Origin of the sequence: Streptomyces pratensis (assembly GCF_016804005.1) — a bacterium.
Lineage (GTDB): Bacteria > Actinomycetota > Actinomycetes > Streptomycetales > Streptomycetaceae > Streptomyces > Streptomyces pratensis_A.
This window is the reverse complement of record NZ_CP051486.1, coordinates 5,363,678-5,379,817: the sequence shown is the minus strand read 5'-3', so window position 1 is coordinate 5,379,817 and position 16,140 is coordinate 5,363,678. Positions and strand designations below refer to the sequence as shown.

The 16,140-nt window shown below is 70.5% G+C and carries 19 protein-coding genes and 6 tRNA genes; 17 read left to right on the top strand and 8 right to left on the bottom strand.

Annotated elements, in window-relative coordinates; translation table 11 throughout:
* Positions 1 to 5 precede the first annotated feature (5 nt).
* From HED23_RS21960 to HED23_RS36130, 5 genes are all read left to right on the top strand, one after another.
* Positions 6 to 212, top strand: a complete 207-nt coding sequence (locus tag HED23_RS21960) for a hypothetical protein (protein ID WP_203185087.1) — start codon at positions 6 to 8, stop codon at positions 210 to 212.
* 209 nt (positions 213 to 421) lie between these two features.
* Positions 422 to 1,384: a phosphotransferase family protein gene (locus tag HED23_RS21955; RefSeq protein ID WP_203185086.1), complete on the top strand. Its 963-nt coding sequence runs from the start codon at positions 422 to 424 to the stop codon at positions 1,382 to 1,384.
* Positions 1,385 to 1,448: 64 nt separating this feature from the next.
* A complete protein-coding gene (locus HED23_RS21950; protein WP_203185085.1) occupies positions 1,449 to 1,760 on the top strand; it encodes a zf-TFIIB domain-containing protein in 312 nt (103 codons plus the stop codon).
* Positions 1,761 to 1,890: 130 nt separating this feature from the next.
* Complete coding sequence (locus tag HED23_RS21945; RefSeq protein ID WP_203185084.1) at positions 1,891 to 3,240, top strand: OFA family MFS transporter; 1,350 nt, start codon at positions 1,891 to 1,893, stop codon at positions 3,238 to 3,240.
* A 7-nt stretch (positions 3,241 to 3,247) separates the two neighbouring features.
* The gene (locus HED23_RS36130) at positions 3,248 to 3,337 is read left to right on the top strand and encodes an MFS transporter small subunit (protein ID WP_420803087.1); all 90 of its coding nucleotides are present in this window, start codon (positions 3,248 to 3,250) and stop codon (positions 3,335 to 3,337) included.
* A 52-nt stretch (positions 3,338 to 3,389) separates the two neighbouring features.
* On the opposite strand, the gene HED23_RS21940 is transcribed toward HED23_RS36130, so the two are convergent.
* From HED23_RS21940 to HED23_RS21920, 5 genes are all read right to left on the bottom strand, one after another.
* Positions 3,390 to 3,464: transfer RNA gene (locus HED23_RS21940), tRNA-Val, on the bottom strand.
* A gap of 23 nt (positions 3,465 to 3,487) precedes the next feature.
* Positions 3,488 to 3,559 (bottom strand) — tRNA-Val (locus tag HED23_RS21935).
* Positions 3,560 to 3,578: 19 nt separating this feature from the next.
* Positions 3,579 to 3,650 (bottom strand) — tRNA-Val (locus HED23_RS21930).
* A 1-nt stretch (position 3,651) separates the two neighbouring features.
* A tRNA-Cys gene (locus tag HED23_RS21925) sits at positions 3,652 to 3,725 on the bottom strand.
* Between the two features lie 37 nt (positions 3,726 to 3,762).
* Positions 3,763 to 3,835 (bottom strand) — tRNA-Gly (locus HED23_RS21920).
* 144 nt (positions 3,836 to 3,979) lie between these two features.
* Here HED23_RS21920 and HED23_RS21915 point away from each other — a divergent pair.
* From HED23_RS21915 to HED23_RS21905, 3 genes are all read left to right on the top strand, one after another.
* A complete protein-coding gene (locus HED23_RS21915; RefSeq protein WP_203185083.1) occupies positions 3,980 to 5,032 on the top strand; it encodes a chorismate-binding protein in 1,053 nt (350 codons plus the stop codon).
* Entirely contained in the window at positions 5,029 to 5,850 is an 822-nt protein-coding gene (locus HED23_RS21910) for an aminotransferase class IV (protein ID WP_203185082.1), read from the top strand. Before HED23_RS21915 ends, HED23_RS21910 begins: the two co-directional genes overlap by 4 nt.
* 83 nt (positions 5,851 to 5,933) lie before the next feature.
* Positions 5,934 to 6,770 carry a GNAT family N-acetyltransferase gene (locus HED23_RS21905; RefSeq protein ID WP_203185081.1) on the top strand — a complete coding sequence of 279 codons (837 nt, stop codon included), beginning with the start codon at positions 5,934 to 5,936 and terminating at the stop codon, positions 6,768 to 6,770.
* A gap of 20 nt (positions 6,771 to 6,790) precedes the next feature.
* Here the strand turns inward: HED23_RS21905 and HED23_RS21900 are convergent, their stop codons facing one another.
* Positions 6,791 to 7,306, bottom strand: a complete 516-nt coding sequence (locus HED23_RS21900) for a DsbA family protein (RefSeq protein ID WP_203185080.1) — start codon at positions 7,304 to 7,306, stop codon at positions 6,791 to 6,793.
* 154 nt (positions 7,307 to 7,460) lie between these two features.
* Between HED23_RS21900 and HED23_RS21895 the strand changes: the two genes are divergently transcribed.
* The 3 genes from HED23_RS21895 to HED23_RS21885 all read left to right on the top strand — a co-directional run bounded on the left by HED23_RS21895 (position 7,461) and on the right by HED23_RS21885 (position 9,612).
* Complete coding sequence (locus HED23_RS21895) at positions 7,461 to 7,925, top strand: hypothetical protein (protein ID WP_203185079.1); 465 nt, start codon at positions 7,461 to 7,463, stop codon at positions 7,923 to 7,925.
* A 308-nt stretch (positions 7,926 to 8,233) separates the two neighbouring features.
* Positions 8,234 to 9,253 (top strand): LacI family DNA-binding transcriptional regulator, encoded by a 1,020-nt coding sequence (locus tag HED23_RS21890; RefSeq protein WP_203185078.1) that lies wholly within the window; start codon positions 8,234 to 8,236, stop codon positions 9,251 to 9,253.
* Between the two features lie 203 nt (positions 9,254 to 9,456).
* Complete coding sequence (locus HED23_RS21885) at positions 9,457 to 9,612, top strand: hypothetical protein (protein ID WP_164493806.1); 156 nt, start codon at positions 9,457 to 9,459, stop codon at positions 9,610 to 9,612.
* A 129-nt stretch (positions 9,613 to 9,741) separates the two neighbouring features.
* On the opposite strand, the gene HED23_RS21880 is transcribed toward HED23_RS21885, so the two are convergent.
* Positions 9,742 to 10,299, bottom strand: coding sequence for a CGNR zinc finger domain-containing protein (locus HED23_RS21880; RefSeq protein WP_203185077.1), 558 nt, complete (start codon positions 10,297 to 10,299; stop codon positions 9,742 to 9,744).
* 656 nt (positions 10,300 to 10,955) lie between these two features.
* Positions 10,956 to 11,369 carry an SsgA family sporulation/cell division regulator gene (locus tag HED23_RS21875; protein ID WP_003959770.1) on the bottom strand — a complete coding sequence of 138 codons (414 nt, stop codon included), beginning with the start codon at positions 11,367 to 11,369 and terminating at the stop codon, positions 10,956 to 10,958.
* A gap of 190 nt (positions 11,370 to 11,559) precedes the next feature.
* Between HED23_RS21875 and HED23_RS21870 the strand changes: the two genes are divergently transcribed.
* The 6 genes from HED23_RS21870 (at position 11,560) to HED23_RS21845 (ending at position 16,094) form a co-directional block, all read left to right on the top strand.
* Positions 11,560 to 12,015 carry a TIGR02611 family protein gene (locus HED23_RS21870; protein WP_203185076.1) on the top strand — a complete coding sequence of 152 codons (456 nt, stop codon included), beginning with the start codon at positions 11,560 to 11,562 and terminating at the stop codon, positions 12,013 to 12,015.
* Positions 12,016 to 12,069: 54 nt separating this feature from the next.
* A tRNA-Val gene (locus HED23_RS21865) sits at positions 12,070 to 12,141 on the top strand.
* A 209-nt stretch (positions 12,142 to 12,350) separates the two neighbouring features.
* Entirely contained in the window at positions 12,351 to 13,637 is a 1,287-nt protein-coding gene (locus HED23_RS21860) for an ABC transporter substrate-binding protein (RefSeq protein ID WP_203185075.1), read from the top strand.
* 10 nt (positions 13,638 to 13,647) lie between these two features.
* A complete protein-coding gene (locus tag HED23_RS21855) occupies positions 13,648 to 14,640 on the top strand; it encodes a carbohydrate ABC transporter permease (protein WP_420803086.1) in 993 nt (330 codons plus the stop codon).
* Positions 14,637 to 15,497, top strand: coding sequence for a carbohydrate ABC transporter permease (locus tag HED23_RS21850; protein WP_203185074.1), 861 nt, complete (start codon positions 14,637 to 14,639; stop codon positions 15,495 to 15,497). The genes HED23_RS21855 and HED23_RS21850 overlap by 4 nt, the downstream gene beginning before the upstream one ends.
* Positions 15,498 to 15,545: 48 nt before the next feature.
* Positions 15,546 to 16,094: a hypothetical protein gene (locus HED23_RS21845; protein ID WP_203187590.1), complete on the top strand. Its 549-nt coding sequence runs from the start codon at positions 15,546 to 15,548 to the stop codon at positions 16,092 to 16,094.
* The last annotated feature ends 46 nt before the right edge of the window (positions 16,095 to 16,140 follow it).

The following is a 16,140-nucleotide window of genomic DNA, read 5'->3' as shown; positions in this document are numbered from 1 at the left end:
GAACCATGGCGGACACGGCCACGCGGACCATGATCCGCACGCAAGGACGCAGGGCATACGCCTCGTTCGGCGTACGCCCGTCCGGCACGCGCCACCCCTTGGTGGCGACAGCCATGGTTCTTCCCCTGGCGGCCCTGCTGGTCGTCGTCTTCGGCGGCTGGGACGCAGTGGTCACACAGGCGTCGTCCGTAGGCGTGATGCTGGGGCGCTGAGCGGCGCCCCGGGTCCGGAAGAGCGGTCCGGACCGGGACATCCGGCCAACAGCCCCGTGGGGACGGGGGTGCGGCGGACGGCAGCGTTTGTCCGGCCAGCTGGGGAGCTGGCCGGACATCGCGCTGTCCGGACCCTTTTCTGAGCGGCCGCGTACGATCGCCGGCGGGCCCGCCGCGCGGCCGGCCGACCACTCCCGGGAGCCGAGCCGATGACCACCCCCTCCGTCGTACGCGTGCTCGGCGATCTCGCGCACGACAACGCGCACCCCGTCGCGTCGGAGTGCGCGTGCACCCCGCCCCAGGTGCTCGCCGACCGGCCGGACGGCACGGTGGTCCGCAGCGGCCCGGTCGTCGCCAAGGCCCACGCCGCCGACTCGGAACCCCCCGAACTGGAAGCGCGCCTGTCGCTGGCCGCCTCTCCCCGGCTGGCGGGAATCCTCCTCCCCGCGCTCCCCGCCCCCGACGGGGCTCCCGGCAGCGCCGAGGGCCGCACCGTGAGCCTCTGGCCGTACGGCGGGCCGGTCGACCCCTCGGACCCCGATGCCGCGCCCTGGGAGGAGGCCGCCCTCCTCCTGGCCCGGCTGCACCGCACCCCGCCGCCGCACGCGCTCCCGCCGATGCGTGGTCCGGTCAAGGCGGCCAGGGCCGTGGCGAGGATGTGTGCGGCGCGCCCCGGCGATCCGGCTGTCGTGCCGGTGCTGGCCGCCTGGCGCGGGCTGCCCGGCTGGGCCCGTGCGGAGACACCGGTGCCCGGACACCGGGCCGGCTTCCTCTGCCACGGCGATCTGCACCTCGGCCAGCTCGTCCGGTACCCCCTCCGGCACGGCCCCTGGCTGCTGATCGACCTCGACGACGCCGGCCTCGGTGATCCCGCCTGGGACCTGGCACGGCCCGCCGCCTGGTACGCGGCGGGGCTGCTGTCGCCCGGGATCTGGCTGCGCTTCCTCGACGCCTACCGGGCGGCCGACGGCCCAGCCGTACGAGCCGAAGGGGACCCGTGGCCGGAGCTGGACGTCGTGGCGCGGGCGCTCACGGTGCAGACAGCCGCCCTCGCCCTGGCCAAGTCCGCCGCGGAGGAACGGAGTCCGGATGAGGTGGAACAGTTGATGATCGACGCATGTGCCCGAATTGCGTCCCTCCCGCCCGAGTTGGTGTCCGAAGGCGCGTCGTAGGGTGAGGCGTTCGCCGCCGGGCATGCATTCCGGCGACGTCGTCACGACCTGAGGAGTCCATTCGATGATCCAGTGCCCCAAGTGTCACGCCCAGATGCACACGTACAACCGCAACGGTGTCCAGATCGAGCAGTGCAGCGGCTGCCGCGGGATATTCCTCGACTACGGCGAGCTGGAGTCCCTGGCCCGACTGGAGTCGCAGTGGGCGCAGCAGGCCCCGCCCGCGCCCCCCGGCCCGCAGGCCTACCCCGCGCCCCCCGCCCAGCAGGCCTACCCCGCTGCGCCGGCCCCTGCCTGGGGAGCTCCGCACCAGGGCGGTCACCACGGCGGCCACCACCGTCAGAAGAGCTTCGGCCGGATGCTGTTCAGCTCCTGACCCGGCCTTCTGAACGGCTGATGCCGCAGGGCGGGTCCGGGCGCGACGTCCGGGCCCGCATTGCATACGGTCGACCGACTTCCGTTCATGATCTGGTCACGACCACGACTGATGCCTAAAGTGCGGGATCATGAACTTCCTCGACAGGTCCCGAACTGTCGCGCCCCCGGGGTGGAGCCGCTGGCTCGTGCCGCCCGCCGCGCTCGCCGTGCACCTCTCCATCGGACAGGCCTACGCCTGGAGCGTGTTCAAGCCCCCGCTCGAATCCGCCCTCGACCTCTCGGGCACCGCCAGCGCTCTCCCGTTCCAGCTGGGCATCGTCATGCTCGGCCTCTCGGCCGCCTTCGGCGGCACCCTCGTCGAACGCAACGGCCCCCGCTGGGCGATGTTCGTGTCCCTCATCTGTTTCTCGTCCGGCTTCCTCGTCGCCTCGCTCGGCGCGGCCACCGGCCAGTACTGGCTCGTCGTCCTCGGCTACGGTTTCATCGGCGGCATCGGCCTCGGCATCGGCTACATCTCGCCCGTCTCCACCCTCATCAAGTGGTTCCCCGACCGCCCCGGCATGGCCACCGGCATCGCCATCATGGGCTTCGGCGGCGGCGCGCTCATCGCCTCGCCCTGGTCCACCGGCATGCTGGAGAGCTTCGGAACGGACCGCTCCGGCATCGCGACGGCCTTCCTCGTCCACGGGGTCGTCTACGCGGCATTCATGACGCTCGGCGTGCTCCTCGTGCGGGTGCCGCCGGACGGCTGGCTTCCCGACGGCTGGGAACCGAAGCAGGAGACCCGCCGGCTCGTCACCAACGCGCAGGTCTCCGCCCGCAACGCACTGCGCACACCGCAGTTCTGGTGCCTGTGGGTGGTCCTCTGCATGAACGTCACCGCGGGCATCGGCATCCTCGAGAAGGCCGTCCCCATGATCCAGGACTTCTTCGCGGGCACCTCGACTCCGGTGTCGGTCTCCGCCGCGGCGGGCTTCGTCGCCCTGCTCTCGCTGGCCAACATGGGCGGCCGCCTCCTGTGGTCCTCCACCTCGGACCTGATCGGCCGCAAGAACATGTACCGGGTCTACCTCGGCGTCGGCGCGCTCATGTACGTGGTCATCGCCCAGCTGGGCAACGACTCGAAGCCGCTCTTCATCTGCTGCGCGCTCGTGATCCTGTCCTTCTACGGCGGAGGCTTCGCGACCGCGCCCGCCTATCTGCGGGACCTCTTCGGCACGTACCAGGTGGGAGCCATCCACGGCCGCCTGCTGACCGCCTGGTCCACCGCGGGAGTGCTCGGCCCGCTGATCGTCAACAGGGTCGCGGACGCGGGGGAGCGTGCCGGGCACAGTGGCCCCAGTCTCTACTCGACCTCCCTGACGATCATGATCGGGCTGCTGGTCGTCGGCTTCGTCGCCAACGAATGCATACGCCCGGTCCACGCACGCTTCCACGAGGCACCTGAAGGGAGCCCCCGTGTCCACCAGCAGTCGTAAGCCGCTCATGGTGTTCGCCTGGCTCTGGGTCGCCGTGCCGTTCGCGTACGGGCTCTACGAGCTCGCACGCAAGGCCACCCAGCTCTTCACCGGCTGACCCGCCACACACGACGAAACCCCCGGTCGTCGAGACGACCGGGGGTTTCGGCTGGTGCGCGATACTGGGATTGAACCAGTGACCTCTTCCGTGTCAGGGAAGCGCTCTCCCGCTGAGCTAATCGCGCAGGGTGAACCCGCGTGTACTGCGTGCGCGATACTGGGATTGAACCAGTGACCTCTTCCGTGTCAGGGAAGCGCTCTCCCGCTGAGCTAATCGCGCGGGGATCCTTGCGGATCAGTGGACGATACTGGGATTGAACCAGTGACCCCTTCCGTGTCAGGGAAGTGCTCTCCCGCTGAGCTAATCGTCCTTGGAGGTGGAGACGGGATTTGAACCCGTGTAGACGGCTTTGCAGGCCGTTGCCTCGCCTCTCGGCCACTCCACCAGGGATGGGGGTTCGGGAAGATCCCCCACCTTCTGCGAGCGGACGACCAGGTTCGAACTGGCGACCTCAACCTTGGCAAGGTTGCGCTCTACCAACTGAGCTACGTCCGCTTGTCTTTCCCGTTCCGCTTGCGCGTCCCGGCGACGTGTTGAACTCTAGCGGATTCCCGGGCCAGCACAAAAACGCGTTTGCGCAGCGTGCTGCGCCACCGTCGCCCGCCGCAGGTCACCGCGTGCCGTCCTAGACTCGGTCACGTGCGCCACCTCACCCCTCTTGCCCGCTTCGGTGGCCTCGTCGCCTCCGGTCTGCGGGATGTCACCAGCGACCCCGCAGCTCTCGAATCATCCGGCTTCTGGGCCGTATCTGCCGATTTCGAGGGCCGCCTGGTCTGCGCCCGCTTCGCCACCGTGCGGGCCGAAGAGGTCCCCCTCCCCGTGCCCGGGGCATGGCGGGGCCCCGGGCCGGGGGACTGGTCGTCCTCGCTCGGGAGGGACGACTACATGGCCGGGGTGCGCCGGATCCGTGAACACATCGCGGCGGGCGAGGTCTACCAGGCCAACCTCTGCCGGGTCCTGTCCGCCCCGCTGTCCGGCCCGCACGCCGACGTGGACGCCCTCACCGCCCTGCTCGCCCGAGGCAACCCGGCCCCGTACGCGGGAACGATCCGGCTCCCGGAGCACGGTGTGGAGATCGCCACGGCGTCCCCCGAGCTCTTCCTCGCACGCGACGGCCGGACCGTCGAGTCCGGGCCGATCAAGGGCACCGGACGCACCGAGGACGATCTGCTGGAGAAGGACCACGCGGAGAACGTGATGATCGTGGATCTGGTGCGCAACGACCTGGGCCGGGTCTGCGCGCCCGGCAGCGTGAGCGTTCCCGACCTCTGCGCGGTGGAGAAGCACCCGGGACTCGTCCACCTCGTCTCCACCGTGCGCGGCCGGCTGGACGACGGCGCCGGATGGCCCGAACTCCTCACCGCGGCCTTCCCGCCCGGTTCCGTCACCGGCGCGCCCAAGTCCAGCGCCCTGCGGATCATCGAGGCACTGGAGACGGCACCCCGCGGCCCGTACTGCGGAGCGGTCGGCTGGGTGGACGCCGACCGCGGTACCGCGGAACTGGCCGTCGGCATACGGACCTTCTGGATCGACCGCACCGGACCCGGCCCGCTCCTCCGCTTCGGCACCGGAGCCGGGATCACCTGGGGATCCGACCCGGCGCGCGAATGGGCGGAGACCGAGCTCAAGGCCTCCCGGCTGCTCGCTGTAGCGTCGGGCGCGTACCAGGCAACAGGAAGGACCGCGTCATGAGGATCTGGGTCAACGGCGGACTGCGGGACGCCGATGACGCCCGGCTGTCCGTGCTCGACCACGGGCTGACCGTCGGCGACGGCGTCTTCGAGACGGTCAAGGTCTCCAGGGGCCGTCCCTTCGCCCTGACCCGGCACCTCGACCGGCTGACGCGCTCGGCCGGGGGCCTGGGCCTGACCGATCCCGACCACGACGAGGTCCGCCGAGCGGTGGACGCCGTCGTCGAGGCCAACCCCGTGGAGCTCGGACGGCTGCGGATCACCTACACCGGCGGCCTCTCACCCCTCGGCTCCGACCGCGGCGACGCCGGTCCCAGCCTGGTCGTCGCCCTGAGCGGGACGACCCGCCGGCCCGACAGCACCGCCGTAGTCACCGTCCCCTGGACGCGCAACGAACGCGGCGCGGTGACGGGCCTCAAGACCACCTCGTACGCGGAGAACGTCGTCGCCCTCGCGCGTGCCCACGAGCAGGGTGCCTCCGAGGCGCTGTTCCCCAACACGGTAGGACAGCTCTGCGAAGGCACCGGCTCCAACGTCTTCGTCGTCCTCGACGGCCGGATCCACACGCCTCCGGTCGCCTCTGGATGCCTCGCCGGAATCACCCGCGCCCTGGTCGCGGAATGGGCGGGTGCGCAGGAGACCGATCTCCCGCTGGACGTGCTCGAGCAGGCCGACGAGATCTTCCTGACCTCCACACTCCGCGACGTCCAGGCCGTCCACCGGACCGACGGGCGGAAGCTGCCCGGCGCCCCCGGGCCCGTGACGGCCAAGGCCATGCGGGTCTTCGACGAGCGCGCGGCGGACGATCTCGATCCGTGAGGAAGATCCTCCACGGGGGCGTGCGGAGGCCCGGAATCCGTAAAGCGGGTGACGGCCCGCCGTCCAGCGGATAGAAATCCCTGATGACCACGACGATCCGGCCGGCCGGGCCGGTCCAGCAAGGCGCCGACGGCGCGCGGACACGCACGTACGACGTGTGCGACAACGGGCGGCCGGTGGGCGCCGTCGGTGTCTCCACCGACCCGGCGTTCGGTCCGTCGGCGGGCATACTCCACTCGCTCGGCATCGAGGAACCCCACCGCAGGCGCGGCCGGGGGACCGTCGCCGCACTCGCCGCCGAGGAGGTGCTGCGCGGCTGGGGCTGTACCCAGGTCCGCCTGGTGGCCCCCGCGGACAACGGGGCCGCCAGGGCCCTCGCGGCCGTGCTCGGCTACACCGAGCGCAGCCGGAACATGCTCAAGCCTCTCCGCCGCACCGCCCCCGCGCTGCCGGCCGGAGCCGCCGGGCGTCCGATGACGCGGCGGGAGTACGACGAGTGGGCGGCCACCAGCGTCGGGACGTACGCGCGGAGCTGGGTGGAACGCGGTGTCCCCGAGGACCAGGCCCGCCGCAAGTCCGAGACGGACCACGCCACGAATCTGCCCGACGGCCTCGCCACCCCCGGCATGTACTTCCATGTCCTCGTCCACGACGGAGAGGCCGTCGGCCACGTCTGGGTGGCGCGACGTGAGGGCCCGGACGGTGAAGGCCTGGGCTACGTGTTCGACGTCGAGGTGCGCGAGGAGCACCGGGGGCGCGGATACGGCCGGGCGCTGATGCACCTCGCGGAGGAGATCACGCTCGACGCCGGCCTCGGCCTGCTCGGCCTGCACGTCTTCGCCTCCAACACTCCCGCGCTGCGGCTGTACGAGTCACTCGGCTACGAGGTCACGCAGTACAACCTGGCCAAGGCGCTGTAGCCCGCAGGAAGGGTCGGCGGTCAGCCCTGGCCGGCGAGCAGGCCGTCGGCGATCTCCTCGATGCGCGCGCGCAGCCCCTCCTGGCTCTTCCCGCCGTCCAGCCGCTCGTCGGCGATCACATACGTCGGGGTCCCGGTGACGCCGATCGCCTTCCCCTCGGCCTGGTCCGCGTCCACGATCAGCAGATGACGGCCGTCGATCAGAGCGGTGTCGAACTCCTCGGCGTCCATCCCCAGTTCACCGGCGACCTCGAGCAGCAGGGGCTCGCCCGCCCGGGCGAGGCCGGCGGTGCGGGCGAGGACGGCCTCGACGTACGGCCATCCCTGGCCCTGGGCGAAGGCTTCCTCGGCGGCCTGTGCCGCCGCGTACGCGTGCTTGTTCTTCTCCAGCGGGAAGTGGCGCAGCCGGACCTCCAGCCGGTCGCCGTAGCGGGCGCGCAGGGCATGGAGGTCGGAGAGGGCCTGGTGGCAGTCGGGGCACTGGAGGTCGCACCAGAGGTCGAGGACGACCGTCGCGGCGGAGGAGGAATCGCTCATGACATCAGTCTTCCAGGCGGGACCGGGGCTACCCAATCGGGACCTTGGGAGGACCACGGCCCTGAAAAGACCCTGATGTGGTCCTGCCCCGTGGCCCCTCCGGCGGTGGCCGGTGCAGGATGGAAGGGACGTATCCCGATTGCTGGAGGCCCCGATGCTTGCCGAGACCATCTGTTCCGCGGTGTCGGCGGCCGGTTTGGGCATCGCCGCGATCACCGCGTACCGAAAGCGGTTCCTCACGGCGACCCGGATCGCCGCCTATTCGCTGGTACCCGTCGGCCTGGTGCTGACCGGTGTCGTCGAGTGGGTGTCGGACATCGCCTTCAAACCGAGCGTCTGGCTCGGCTTCGGCCTGCTGGGCGTGGCCTGGCTGCTCTTCATGACCACGCGCGCCGTCGAGCGCCGCCGCGGTTCGACCCGCAAGGAGCGCAAGGCCGCGCGGGCCGCGGAGCGGGGCGCCGCCGTCGCGCCCGGAGCGTCGTCGCCCTCGCTGGCGTCCGGAGCCGGTGCGGCGGCTCCGCAGGCGCAGGACCGGCCGAAGAAGAAGCCGCAGCAGTCGGCCGCGCCCGGTGACGACTTCAGCGACATCGAGGCCATCCTGAAGAAGCACGGGATCTGACGGGCCGGCCGGCGCCGTCGGGCCCGAAAGGGCGAGCGGCGTGATTGATATGGTATGAATCGATTCACACCATGTCGAAGGCGTCGAAGTACCACCGCTCGTCCCGCGCCTGGATATATTCGGGTTGCGTCGCTTCGACCTTGACGGTATCCCGAAGATCCGGTTAGCGTCCCTTGCGGATTGAAACATTTCAATCCGGCGGGCGCGCTCCGGGCGGCGGCGCGGCGGACCACGTCGTACGTTCCGTCCGTGGATCAGGGACCCGGCGCCGACGCGCGGCGGCCGAACGCATCAGTGGGGCAGGGCAAGTGGGGCGTGTGGCAGGGATCAAGGACGTGGCCCGGCAGGCCGGAGTCTCGGTGGGCACGGTCTCCAACGTGATCAACCGCCCCGAGGCGGTGCTTCCCGACACCCGGGCCCGTGTGCTGGCGGCGATCGAGGAACTCGGATACGTACGCAGCGAGTCGGCCAGGCAGCTCAGGGCGGGCCGCAGCCGCATCATGGCCCTGCTCGTGCTGGACATGGGCAACCCGTTCTTCGTCGACATCGCCCGCGGTGCCGAGCGCGCGGCCCGGGAAGCCGGCCTCGGCGTGATGGTCTGCAACAGCGGCCAGAGCCCGGAGGAGGAGGCCGAATATCTCGGGCTCTTCGCCGAACAGCGGGTCTGCGGGGTGCTGGTCACCCCGGCGGACGCCACCGGCGGCAACCTCGAAGCCTTCGCCCGCCACCGGATTCCGCACGTTCTGGTCGACCGCGTGGCGACGTCCACCGACAGCTGCGCCGTGTCGGTGGACGATGTGCGCGGCGGCATGCTCGCCGTCGGGCATCTCGTCTCGGCGGGCCACCGTTCAGTCGCCTATGTGAGCGGGCCGGGCGATCTCCACCAGATCAGGGACCGCCGCGAGGGCGCCATCGCGGCGCTCGCCGAGGCGGGGCTCGGCCCCGAGGCGCTCGTCGAGATCCCCTCCGACCGCCTGGACGTGGCGGCGGGCCGTGACGCCGGGGCCAGGCTGCTCGGCCTGGTGCCCAGGCCGACCGCCGTGTTCTGCGCCAACGACCTGCTGGCGCTCGGCGTCCTGCAGTCGTTGTACGCCGCCGGCGTGCGGGTGCCGCAGGACGTCGCCATCGTGGGCTACGACGACATCGAATTCGCCGCGGCCGCAGCCGTACCCCTCACCTCGGTCCGGCAGCCCGCCGTGGTGATGGGCAGGATGGCGGCCGAGCTCCTCCTGGAGGAAGCGGACGACGAGGACGGCGGCCACCGCCACCGGAGCGTGGTGCTCCAGCCGGAACTCGTCGTGCGCGCCTCCAGCGCGGCTCCGCGCTGACCCCGGCGCCCCTGTGGGCCCGGTGCCCGCCGTACGGGGCGCCCCGGCCCGCCGGACGCGCCGGTTGGGAGGCTTCGGGGCGAACGTGCGGCGGAGCCTCGGACGCGGGAGCGAATCCGTTCATCCCGGAGCGGGTGAACTCACCTTGTGAAAGCCCCTGTTGATCGCCAACAGGGGCCGCTCTGCGTCATGATCGCTACGAGATGGTGGACACATCCCGGGGCGACGCCCCCGCACCCCCCGCCGAAGAGCCTCGTGGCTGCCTCTTCGCGCTTTCCCAGCCGCCGCTGATGATTTTTCTGACGGTCGTCGGCGGCCTGCTGCTGATGGCCGCCCTGCACGATCTCTTCCTGCTGTGAGCGGCCGCACGGTCCGCACGCCCGCCGCCCCGCAGGGCCGTCCCCCTCCTGGTCCTGGGCGACGCCCGGCGGTCGTCCGGCCCGCCGTCTCCCGGTGGGGCATTCGGACTGCCGTCTCCCGGCGGACGGTCAGCGTGCCGCCTCCCGGCGCCGTGCCCGGTACGCGGCGACGTGGAGCCGGTTGCCGCAGGTGCGGCTCGAGCAGTACCTGCGGGAGCGGTTGCGTGACAGGTCGACGAAGGCGTCCCGGCAGTCCGGGGCCTCGCACCGACGCAGCCGTTCCTCTTCGCCCGCAACCACGATGAACGCCAGGGCCATGCCGCAGTCGGCCGCGAGGTGGTCCGCTATGGAGGCGTCCGGCGCGAAGTAGTGGACGTGCCAGTCGTAGCCGTCGTGGTTCGTGAGCTGCGGTGTGGTGCCGGCCGCGGCCACCAGGCTGTTGACGAGGTCCGCGGCGGTGCGGGCGTCGGTCGCCGCGAAGATCTCGGCGAACCGGTCCCGGACGTCGTGCACGGCGCGCAGGTCCTTGTCGCCGAGGACGCCGACGCCGCTGATGTCGTGGCGTTCCGCGAAGTCGTAGAGCGCGGCCGTGTCGGCAAGCCCGTCGCCCCTGTCGCTCTCCGGTGCGGTGTTCACCAGATCGACCACCACTTCGAGGGCGATCCGGGTGTCGTGTGGGATCAGCACGCTTCGCTCCCTGGCCTCCGGCGGACGGGCGTCCGCCGATGCGGGCTGACTCTACTGGCTCGGCGAAGGCGCTCAGGGCCCGGTACGGGCTCAAGGAGGGGGCTCGGCCCCATCTACCGGACGGGCGGCACCGCCGGGGCCTGTGGGGCCTTCTGGTGGCCACGAAGGCGCTTCCGGCGGGAGCGGCGGGGCGCATGGTGCCGATGATGCGGGCGTGACCATGACCGCCGGTCGTCCGCCGCCAGCCGCTCGCCCACTGCCCGCGGTCGGTCACCCCCTGCGCGGCTCGCAGTCGGTCCCCCCACCCATTGCCTGCGCCCGTCACCGGGCGTCGCCCTTCGTCCGCCGGCGTCGGTCACCGCCGCCGGCTCCCCGTCGCCGGCCGACCACGCTCCGGCTCAGCACTCGGCCTCCCGTCCTCTGCCCCGCCCGGATTCGCCGCCCCGGCCACAGGCCGCCCCAGGTCCGATCGCGCCCTGACCCGTGGCCGCCCCGCTTCCGGCCCCCCGCCCCCGGCTGCCGCAGCCCCGGCCCGCACGCGCGGCGCCGCCGCCGCGGTGGGTTCCGCGGCGACGGCGCCGGTGCCTGCCCTATGAGGTTGTCCGCGCGACGCCGTCTCCCCGAGTCGGACGGCGTCCCGCAGCTGTCGGCCTGGCTCAGCTCTCGGCCAGGATGTGTGAGAGCTCCGTATCGAGGTCGAAGTGACGATGCTCGGTGCCGGGCGGGACCGCGGCGTCGGTCCTCTTCAGGAACGACTCCAGGGCCCTCGCCGGGGCTTCCAGCAGGGCTTCGCCCTCCGGGGAGCTCAGTGCGATGCAGACGACGCCTTGGCCGTGACTACGAGATGGCCAGACGCGGACGTCTCCGGTGCCGGTGGGCCGGTGCAGCCCCTCGGCAAGGAGGTCACGGGCGAAAACCCATTCGACCGTCTCCTCCGCTCCGGTGTGGAAGGTGGCGTGCACGGCATAGGGATCGGCCGTGTCATACCGCAGGCCCGCGGGTACAGGCAGTGAGGACTCGCTCGACACAACGAGGCGCAGGTGCAGCTCGCAGCTGACCGTGGTGTTCATAAGCGCCAGGGCCTTTCGCTCAGTGTGCGCTCGGGGATTCGCACGTCGGCGAAATCGACATGCCACCTACGGTGGCGTTGTAAACCCCTCTGACCTATTTGTGATGCTTCAGGTCGCTCGTCCGGCGGTGTGTAACTTTGGGTCATGCGTCCATTCCGGTGACGCTCGCGATTCCGGTAGGTTGGGCTTCATGAACGCGGAGAGTGACGAGCGGAAAGAGGTCGCCGCCACGGTGGCCCCTGAGCCCGCTGCGGGGGACGGACAGACGGCGGAGCGCGAGCTGGGCTCGCGGGCGCCCGGGTTCATCAAGGGATCGAGGGTGCTTCATCTGAGCTGGCAGGTCGGGATCTTCATCGTCGGCCTCGCCGTGGTCGGGGCGGGCATCGTGATGCTGCCGCTGCCCGGCCCCGGATGGCTGGTGATCTTCGGGGGCATGGCGATCTGGGCGACCGAATTCGTCTGGGCGCAGCTCGTCCTGCGCTGGACCAGGCGCAAGGTCACCGAGGCCGCCCAGCGCGCCCTCGACCCCAAGGTCCGGCGGCGCAACATCATCCTCACCACCGTGGGGCTCGTGATCGTCGCGGTGCTGGTGGGGATCTACGTCTGGAAGTTCGGCATAGTGATGCCGTGGAAGATCGAGCAGTGACCCGGTGGTGGTCCCGAGGCGCCGCTGACATGGGGTAATGTTTGCCGTGCGCCGGGGCGATTAGCTCAGTGGGAGAGCGCTTCGTTCACACCGAAGAGGTCACTGGTTCGAACCCAGTATCGCCCACCCCGGACCGATGGCCCGGAAGCTTCTGAGAAGCTTCCGGGCCATCGGCGTTTCCGCGTGTGCCCCGTGCCGCCGTCGGCGCCGGGTGTTCGGCCCGTCGTCACACCATCGAAATTTCGTCCTAACCGTTGACGCGCCCCCTGCTGCTCCTTACTTTTGCCCAGCAAGCGCTTTCTAAAACGATTCAATGCGAACGGTGGGGGCGAGCTATGTCTCGTAACAACGGCATGGACAGGCGACAGCTGCTGAAGCTGGCCGGCCTCTCGGCGGCGGGTCTCGGGCTCACCGCGGCCGGCTGCGGCTCGGGTGGCAGCGGTTCCGGTGGTCCGGTCACCATCCGGCACTCCTGGTGGGGCGCGGACGACCGTGCCAAGAAGATCCAGCAGTGCGTCGGGCTCTTCGAGAAGAAGCACCCGAAGATCAAGGTGAAGACGGACTTCCAGCAGTACCCGGACTTCTGGAAGAAGTTCAACACGCAGGCCGCCGGTGGCAACCCCCCGGACGTCATCCAGAACGCCGTGACCTTCCTGCGCAAGTACGAGGCGAAGAACGTCCTCCTCGACCTCCGCCCCCAGGTGGACAAGGGCAACCTCGACCTCGGCGGCTTCCGCTCCGGGCTGGAGAAGTTCGCCGAGATCGACGGCAAGCTGCTCGGTGTGCCGGTCGGCAGCAACTCGATGGCTCTGGTCATCGACGAGAAGGTGTACGAGAAGGCCGGCATCACGCCCGAGATCGGCTGGACGTGGGACGACTGGCTGGCCGGCCTCCAGAAGATCAAGAGCGGGCAGAAGATCGCCGGTGACGCGGGACCGCACGGCGTGATGTACCTCTACGACCTGATCCTCCGCCAGAACGGCAAGGCCTTCTTCACCGAGGACGGCATGGGGTTCGGCGAGGCCGAGCTGCTGCCGTACTGGACCGAAGCCCTCGAGCGGGTCAAGTCGGGTCTCTACGCCGACCCCAACAAGGTGGAGCAGCTCAAGCCGGCGTCGGCCACCGCCAAGGGACTGTCCGCGGGCGAGTTCACCTGGGACAACTTCTCGGTCCGCTACAGCGCGGAGGGCAAGAGCAGCTACGGCCTCGCCCCCATCCCGAGCACCGACGGCAAGAAGACCGGCCAGTACCTGGGTTCGCTGATGCTGAGCGGCACGGCGCGGACCAAGCACCCCGCAGAGGTGGCCACCTTCATCAGCTTCATGACCCACGACCCCGAGGTCGCCCGGATCATGGGATACGACCGGGGAGTGCCCGCCACCACCGCGCAGTTCGAGGCCTTCCAGCCCACCGACGCCCCGAGCAAGGCCATCGGCGCGTACGAGACCGCGATCGCCGACGCGGGAGTCCTGGAGCCCATCACGCCGCACCCGGCCGGCGCCGACGTCATCGAGGCGGCATTCCTGCGCATCGGTGCCGACCTCGCCCTGGGCAAGACCTCGCCGAAGGACTCCGTGAAGCAGTTCTTCTCCGAGGCGAAGACCGCCCTCGCCTCGAACTGAGAGGACCGTGGTGACCCACATCCACACCTCCCCGGGCGTGCTCGACGCCGGGGACGGCCGCTCCGTCACCAAGGGGAACGGCCCCGGAGGAACCGCGCCGCCCGCCGCCCCGAAGCGGCCGGACCGTCGCGAGAACGTGGCCGGCTATCTGTTCATGTCGCCCTGGATCGCGGGCTTCCTGTTCCTGATCGCCGGGCCGATGGTGTTCTCGCTGTACCTGTCGTTCACCGAGTACAACCTCTTCGAGGCGCCTCGCTGGATCGGCCTCCAGAACTTCACCGACATGTTCGCCGACCCCCGCTGGCGCCAGTCGGTCGAGGTCACCTCCTGGTACGTGCTGATCGGCACCCCGATCAAGCTGGCGGCGGCACTCGCCGTCGCCATGCTGCTCGCCCAGAAGCGGTGGGGCCAGTCCTTCTACCGCGCCGCCTTCTACGCCCCGTCCCTGATCGGCGCGAGCGTCTCGGCGGCCATCGTCTGGCGCGCGCTGTTCTCGGACGACGCGATCGTCGACCGTACGCAGAAGGCGTTCGGCTTCGAGGCCGGCGGCTGGATCGGCGATCCGGCAATGATCATCTACGCGCTGATCGCCCTCACCGTCTGGCAGTTCGGCGCGCCGATGGTCATCTTCCTGGCCGGCCTCAAACAGGTCCCGCGGGAGCTGTACGAGGCCGCCGAGGTGGACGGAGCCGGTCCCTGGCGCAGGTTCTTCCACATCACCTTGCCGATGATCTCGCCGGTGCTCTTCTTCAACGTCCTGCTGGAGACCATCCACTCGTTCCAGATCTTCGGATCGGCCTACATCGTCAGCAACGGCAGCTGCGGACCGGCCGACGCGACGCTCGTCTACACCTGTTACCTGTACGAACAAGGCTTCGTGAACAGCCGCATGGGCTTCGCCTCGGCCATGGGCTGGCTGCTGCTGGTCGCGGTCGGCCTGGTCACCGCCGTGCTGTTCTGGTCCCAGAAGCGCTGGGTGCACTACGAGGAGGGCGGCCGATGAGTCTCCGATACGCAGCCGTAAGGCGCCGGGGACCCGGCGCACTCGCCTGGCACCTCGGTGCGCTCGCCATCCTCGCCGTGGTCCTCTACCCGGTGGTCTGGACGATCGGTGCCTCCTTCAAGCCCAGCGCCGACATCATCGGTGGCCTGGACCTGCTCCCGGCGGACCCGATCGGTGACAACTACGCGCGGCTCACCGAGGGCATCGCCGACATCCCGATCTCGACGTTCTTCCTGAACTCGGCCTACATAGCCATCGGTTCCGTGATCGGTGTGGTGCTGTCCTGCTCGCTGACCGCCTACGCCTTCGCCAAGGTGCGGTTCGCCGGCCGCAACATCATGTTCGCGGTCATGATCGGCACCCTCCTGCTGCCGTACCACGTACTGATCATCCCGCAGTACGTGCTGTTCCAGAAGCTGGAGCTGATCAACACCTTCACCCCGCTGCTGATCGGCAAGTACCTGGCGACGGACGCCTTCTTCGTCTTCCTGATGGTGCAGTTCATGCGCGGCCTGCCCAAGGAGCTCGACGAGGCGGCGCGGCTGGACGGCTGCGGGCACCTGAGGACCTACTGGTCGATCGTCATGCCGCTCTGCCGGCCCGCGCTCGTGACCAGCGCGATCTTCACGTTCATCAACGCCTGGAACGATTTCATGGGTCCCCTGCTGTACCTCAACGAGCCGGACAAGTACACGGTCTCCCTGGGGCTGAAGATGTTCATCGACCAGGACGCGGTGGCGGACTACGGAGGCATGGTCGCCATGTCGCTGGTGGCCCTGCTCCCGGTGCTGGCCTTCTTCGTGGCCTTCCAGCGGTACCTGATCGACGGCATGGCCACCTCCGGCCTGAAGGGCTGACGCGCCGTGGCGACGAAGACCCGCACCCCGGCGAGGCGTTCGCGCGTCATGGACCGGTTCGCCCTGTTCTCCGAATGTCTGCTCGTCGGCGTGTGGATCGCCGGCGCCGCCCTGCCCCTGTTCACGTTCCCCGCGGCCTTCGCCGCGGGAACCCGGCACCTGCGCCGCTACCTCGCCGGTGAGCACGGCGGCCTGCGCGAGTTCGCCGGCGACGCCTTGGCCGCCGCCCGCGGCGGTTGGGCCGTCGGCGCGGCCGTCTGGGCCGCCGCGGCCCTGCTCTGGCTCGACCTGGCCGCCGTCCGGGCCGGCCTGCCCGGGGGCCCCTTCGTGGGCGCCGTCGGCATCCTCGCCATGATCGGCTTCCTGGTCGCTGTGGTACGCGCCGCGTCGTGCTGGGAGCCCGGCGCCCTCTGGCGCCCCCTGCTGGCCGAGGCCGGCCGCGACACGGTCCGCGACCCGGCCGGCTCCCTCCTGCTCGTCTGCGGGATGGCGGTCGTCGTGCTGTCCGGTGCCCTGGTGCTGCCGCTGGCCGTCCCCGTCGTCGGGGCCGTCGCCGCCGCGGCCACCGCCGTGCGGGCACGCCGGCTCTCCCACTGACCCGCAGACCGTTCCCGTACCGCTTCCTGTCCCGAATCCGCACGGA

Bases quoted from the DNA above. Each gene is read 5' to 3' on its own strand.
- HED23_RS21960 (WP_203185087.1), top strand. From the start codon at position 6: ATGGCGGACACGGCCACGCGGACCATGATCCGCACGCAAGGACGCAGG.
- HED23_RS21955 (WP_203185086.1), top strand. From the start codon at position 422: ATGACCACCCCCTCCGTCGTACGCGTGCTCGGCGATCTCGCGCACGAC.
- HED23_RS21950 (WP_203185085.1), top strand. From the start codon at position 1,449: ATGATCCAGTGCCCCAAGTGTCACGCCCAGATGCACACGTACAACCGC.
- HED23_RS21945 (WP_203185084.1), top strand. From the start codon at position 1,891: ATGAACTTCCTCGACAGGTCCCGAACTGTCGCGCCCCCGGGGTGGAGC.
- HED23_RS36130 (WP_420803087.1), top strand. From the start codon at position 3,248: ATGGTGTTCGCCTGGCTCTGGGTCGCCGTGCCGTTCGCGTACGGGCTC.
- HED23_RS21910 (WP_203185082.1), top strand. From the start codon at position 5,029: ATGAGGATCTGGGTCAACGGCGGACTGCGGGACGCCGATGACGCCCGG.
- HED23_RS21905 (WP_203185081.1), top strand. From the start codon at position 5,934: ATGACCACGACGATCCGGCCGGCCGGGCCGGTCCAGCAAGGCGCCGAC.
- HED23_RS21900 (WP_203185080.1), bottom strand. From the start codon at position 7,306: ATGAGCGATTCCTCCTCCGCCGCGACGGTCGTCCTCGACCTCTGGTGC.
- HED23_RS21895 (WP_203185079.1), top strand. From the start codon at position 7,461: ATGCTTGCCGAGACCATCTGTTCCGCGGTGTCGGCGGCCGGTTTGGGC.
- HED23_RS21885 (WP_164493806.1), top strand. From the start codon at position 9,457: ATGGTGGACACATCCCGGGGCGACGCCCCCGCACCCCCCGCCGAAGAG.
- HED23_RS21875 (WP_003959770.1), bottom strand. From the start codon at position 11,369: ATGAACACCACGGTCAGCTGCGAGCTGCACCTGCGCCTCGTTGTGTCG.
- HED23_RS21870 (WP_203185076.1), top strand. From the start codon at position 11,560: ATGAACGCGGAGAGTGACGAGCGGAAAGAGGTCGCCGCCACGGTGGCC.
- HED23_RS21860 (WP_203185075.1), top strand. From the start codon at position 12,351: ATGTCTCGTAACAACGGCATGGACAGGCGACAGCTGCTGAAGCTGGCC.
- HED23_RS21850 (WP_203185074.1), top strand. From the start codon at position 14,637: ATGAGTCTCCGATACGCAGCCGTAAGGCGCCGGGGACCCGGCGCACTC.
- HED23_RS21845 (WP_203187590.1), top strand. From the start codon at position 15,546: ATGGACCGGTTCGCCCTGTTCTCCGAATGTCTGCTCGTCGGCGTGTGG.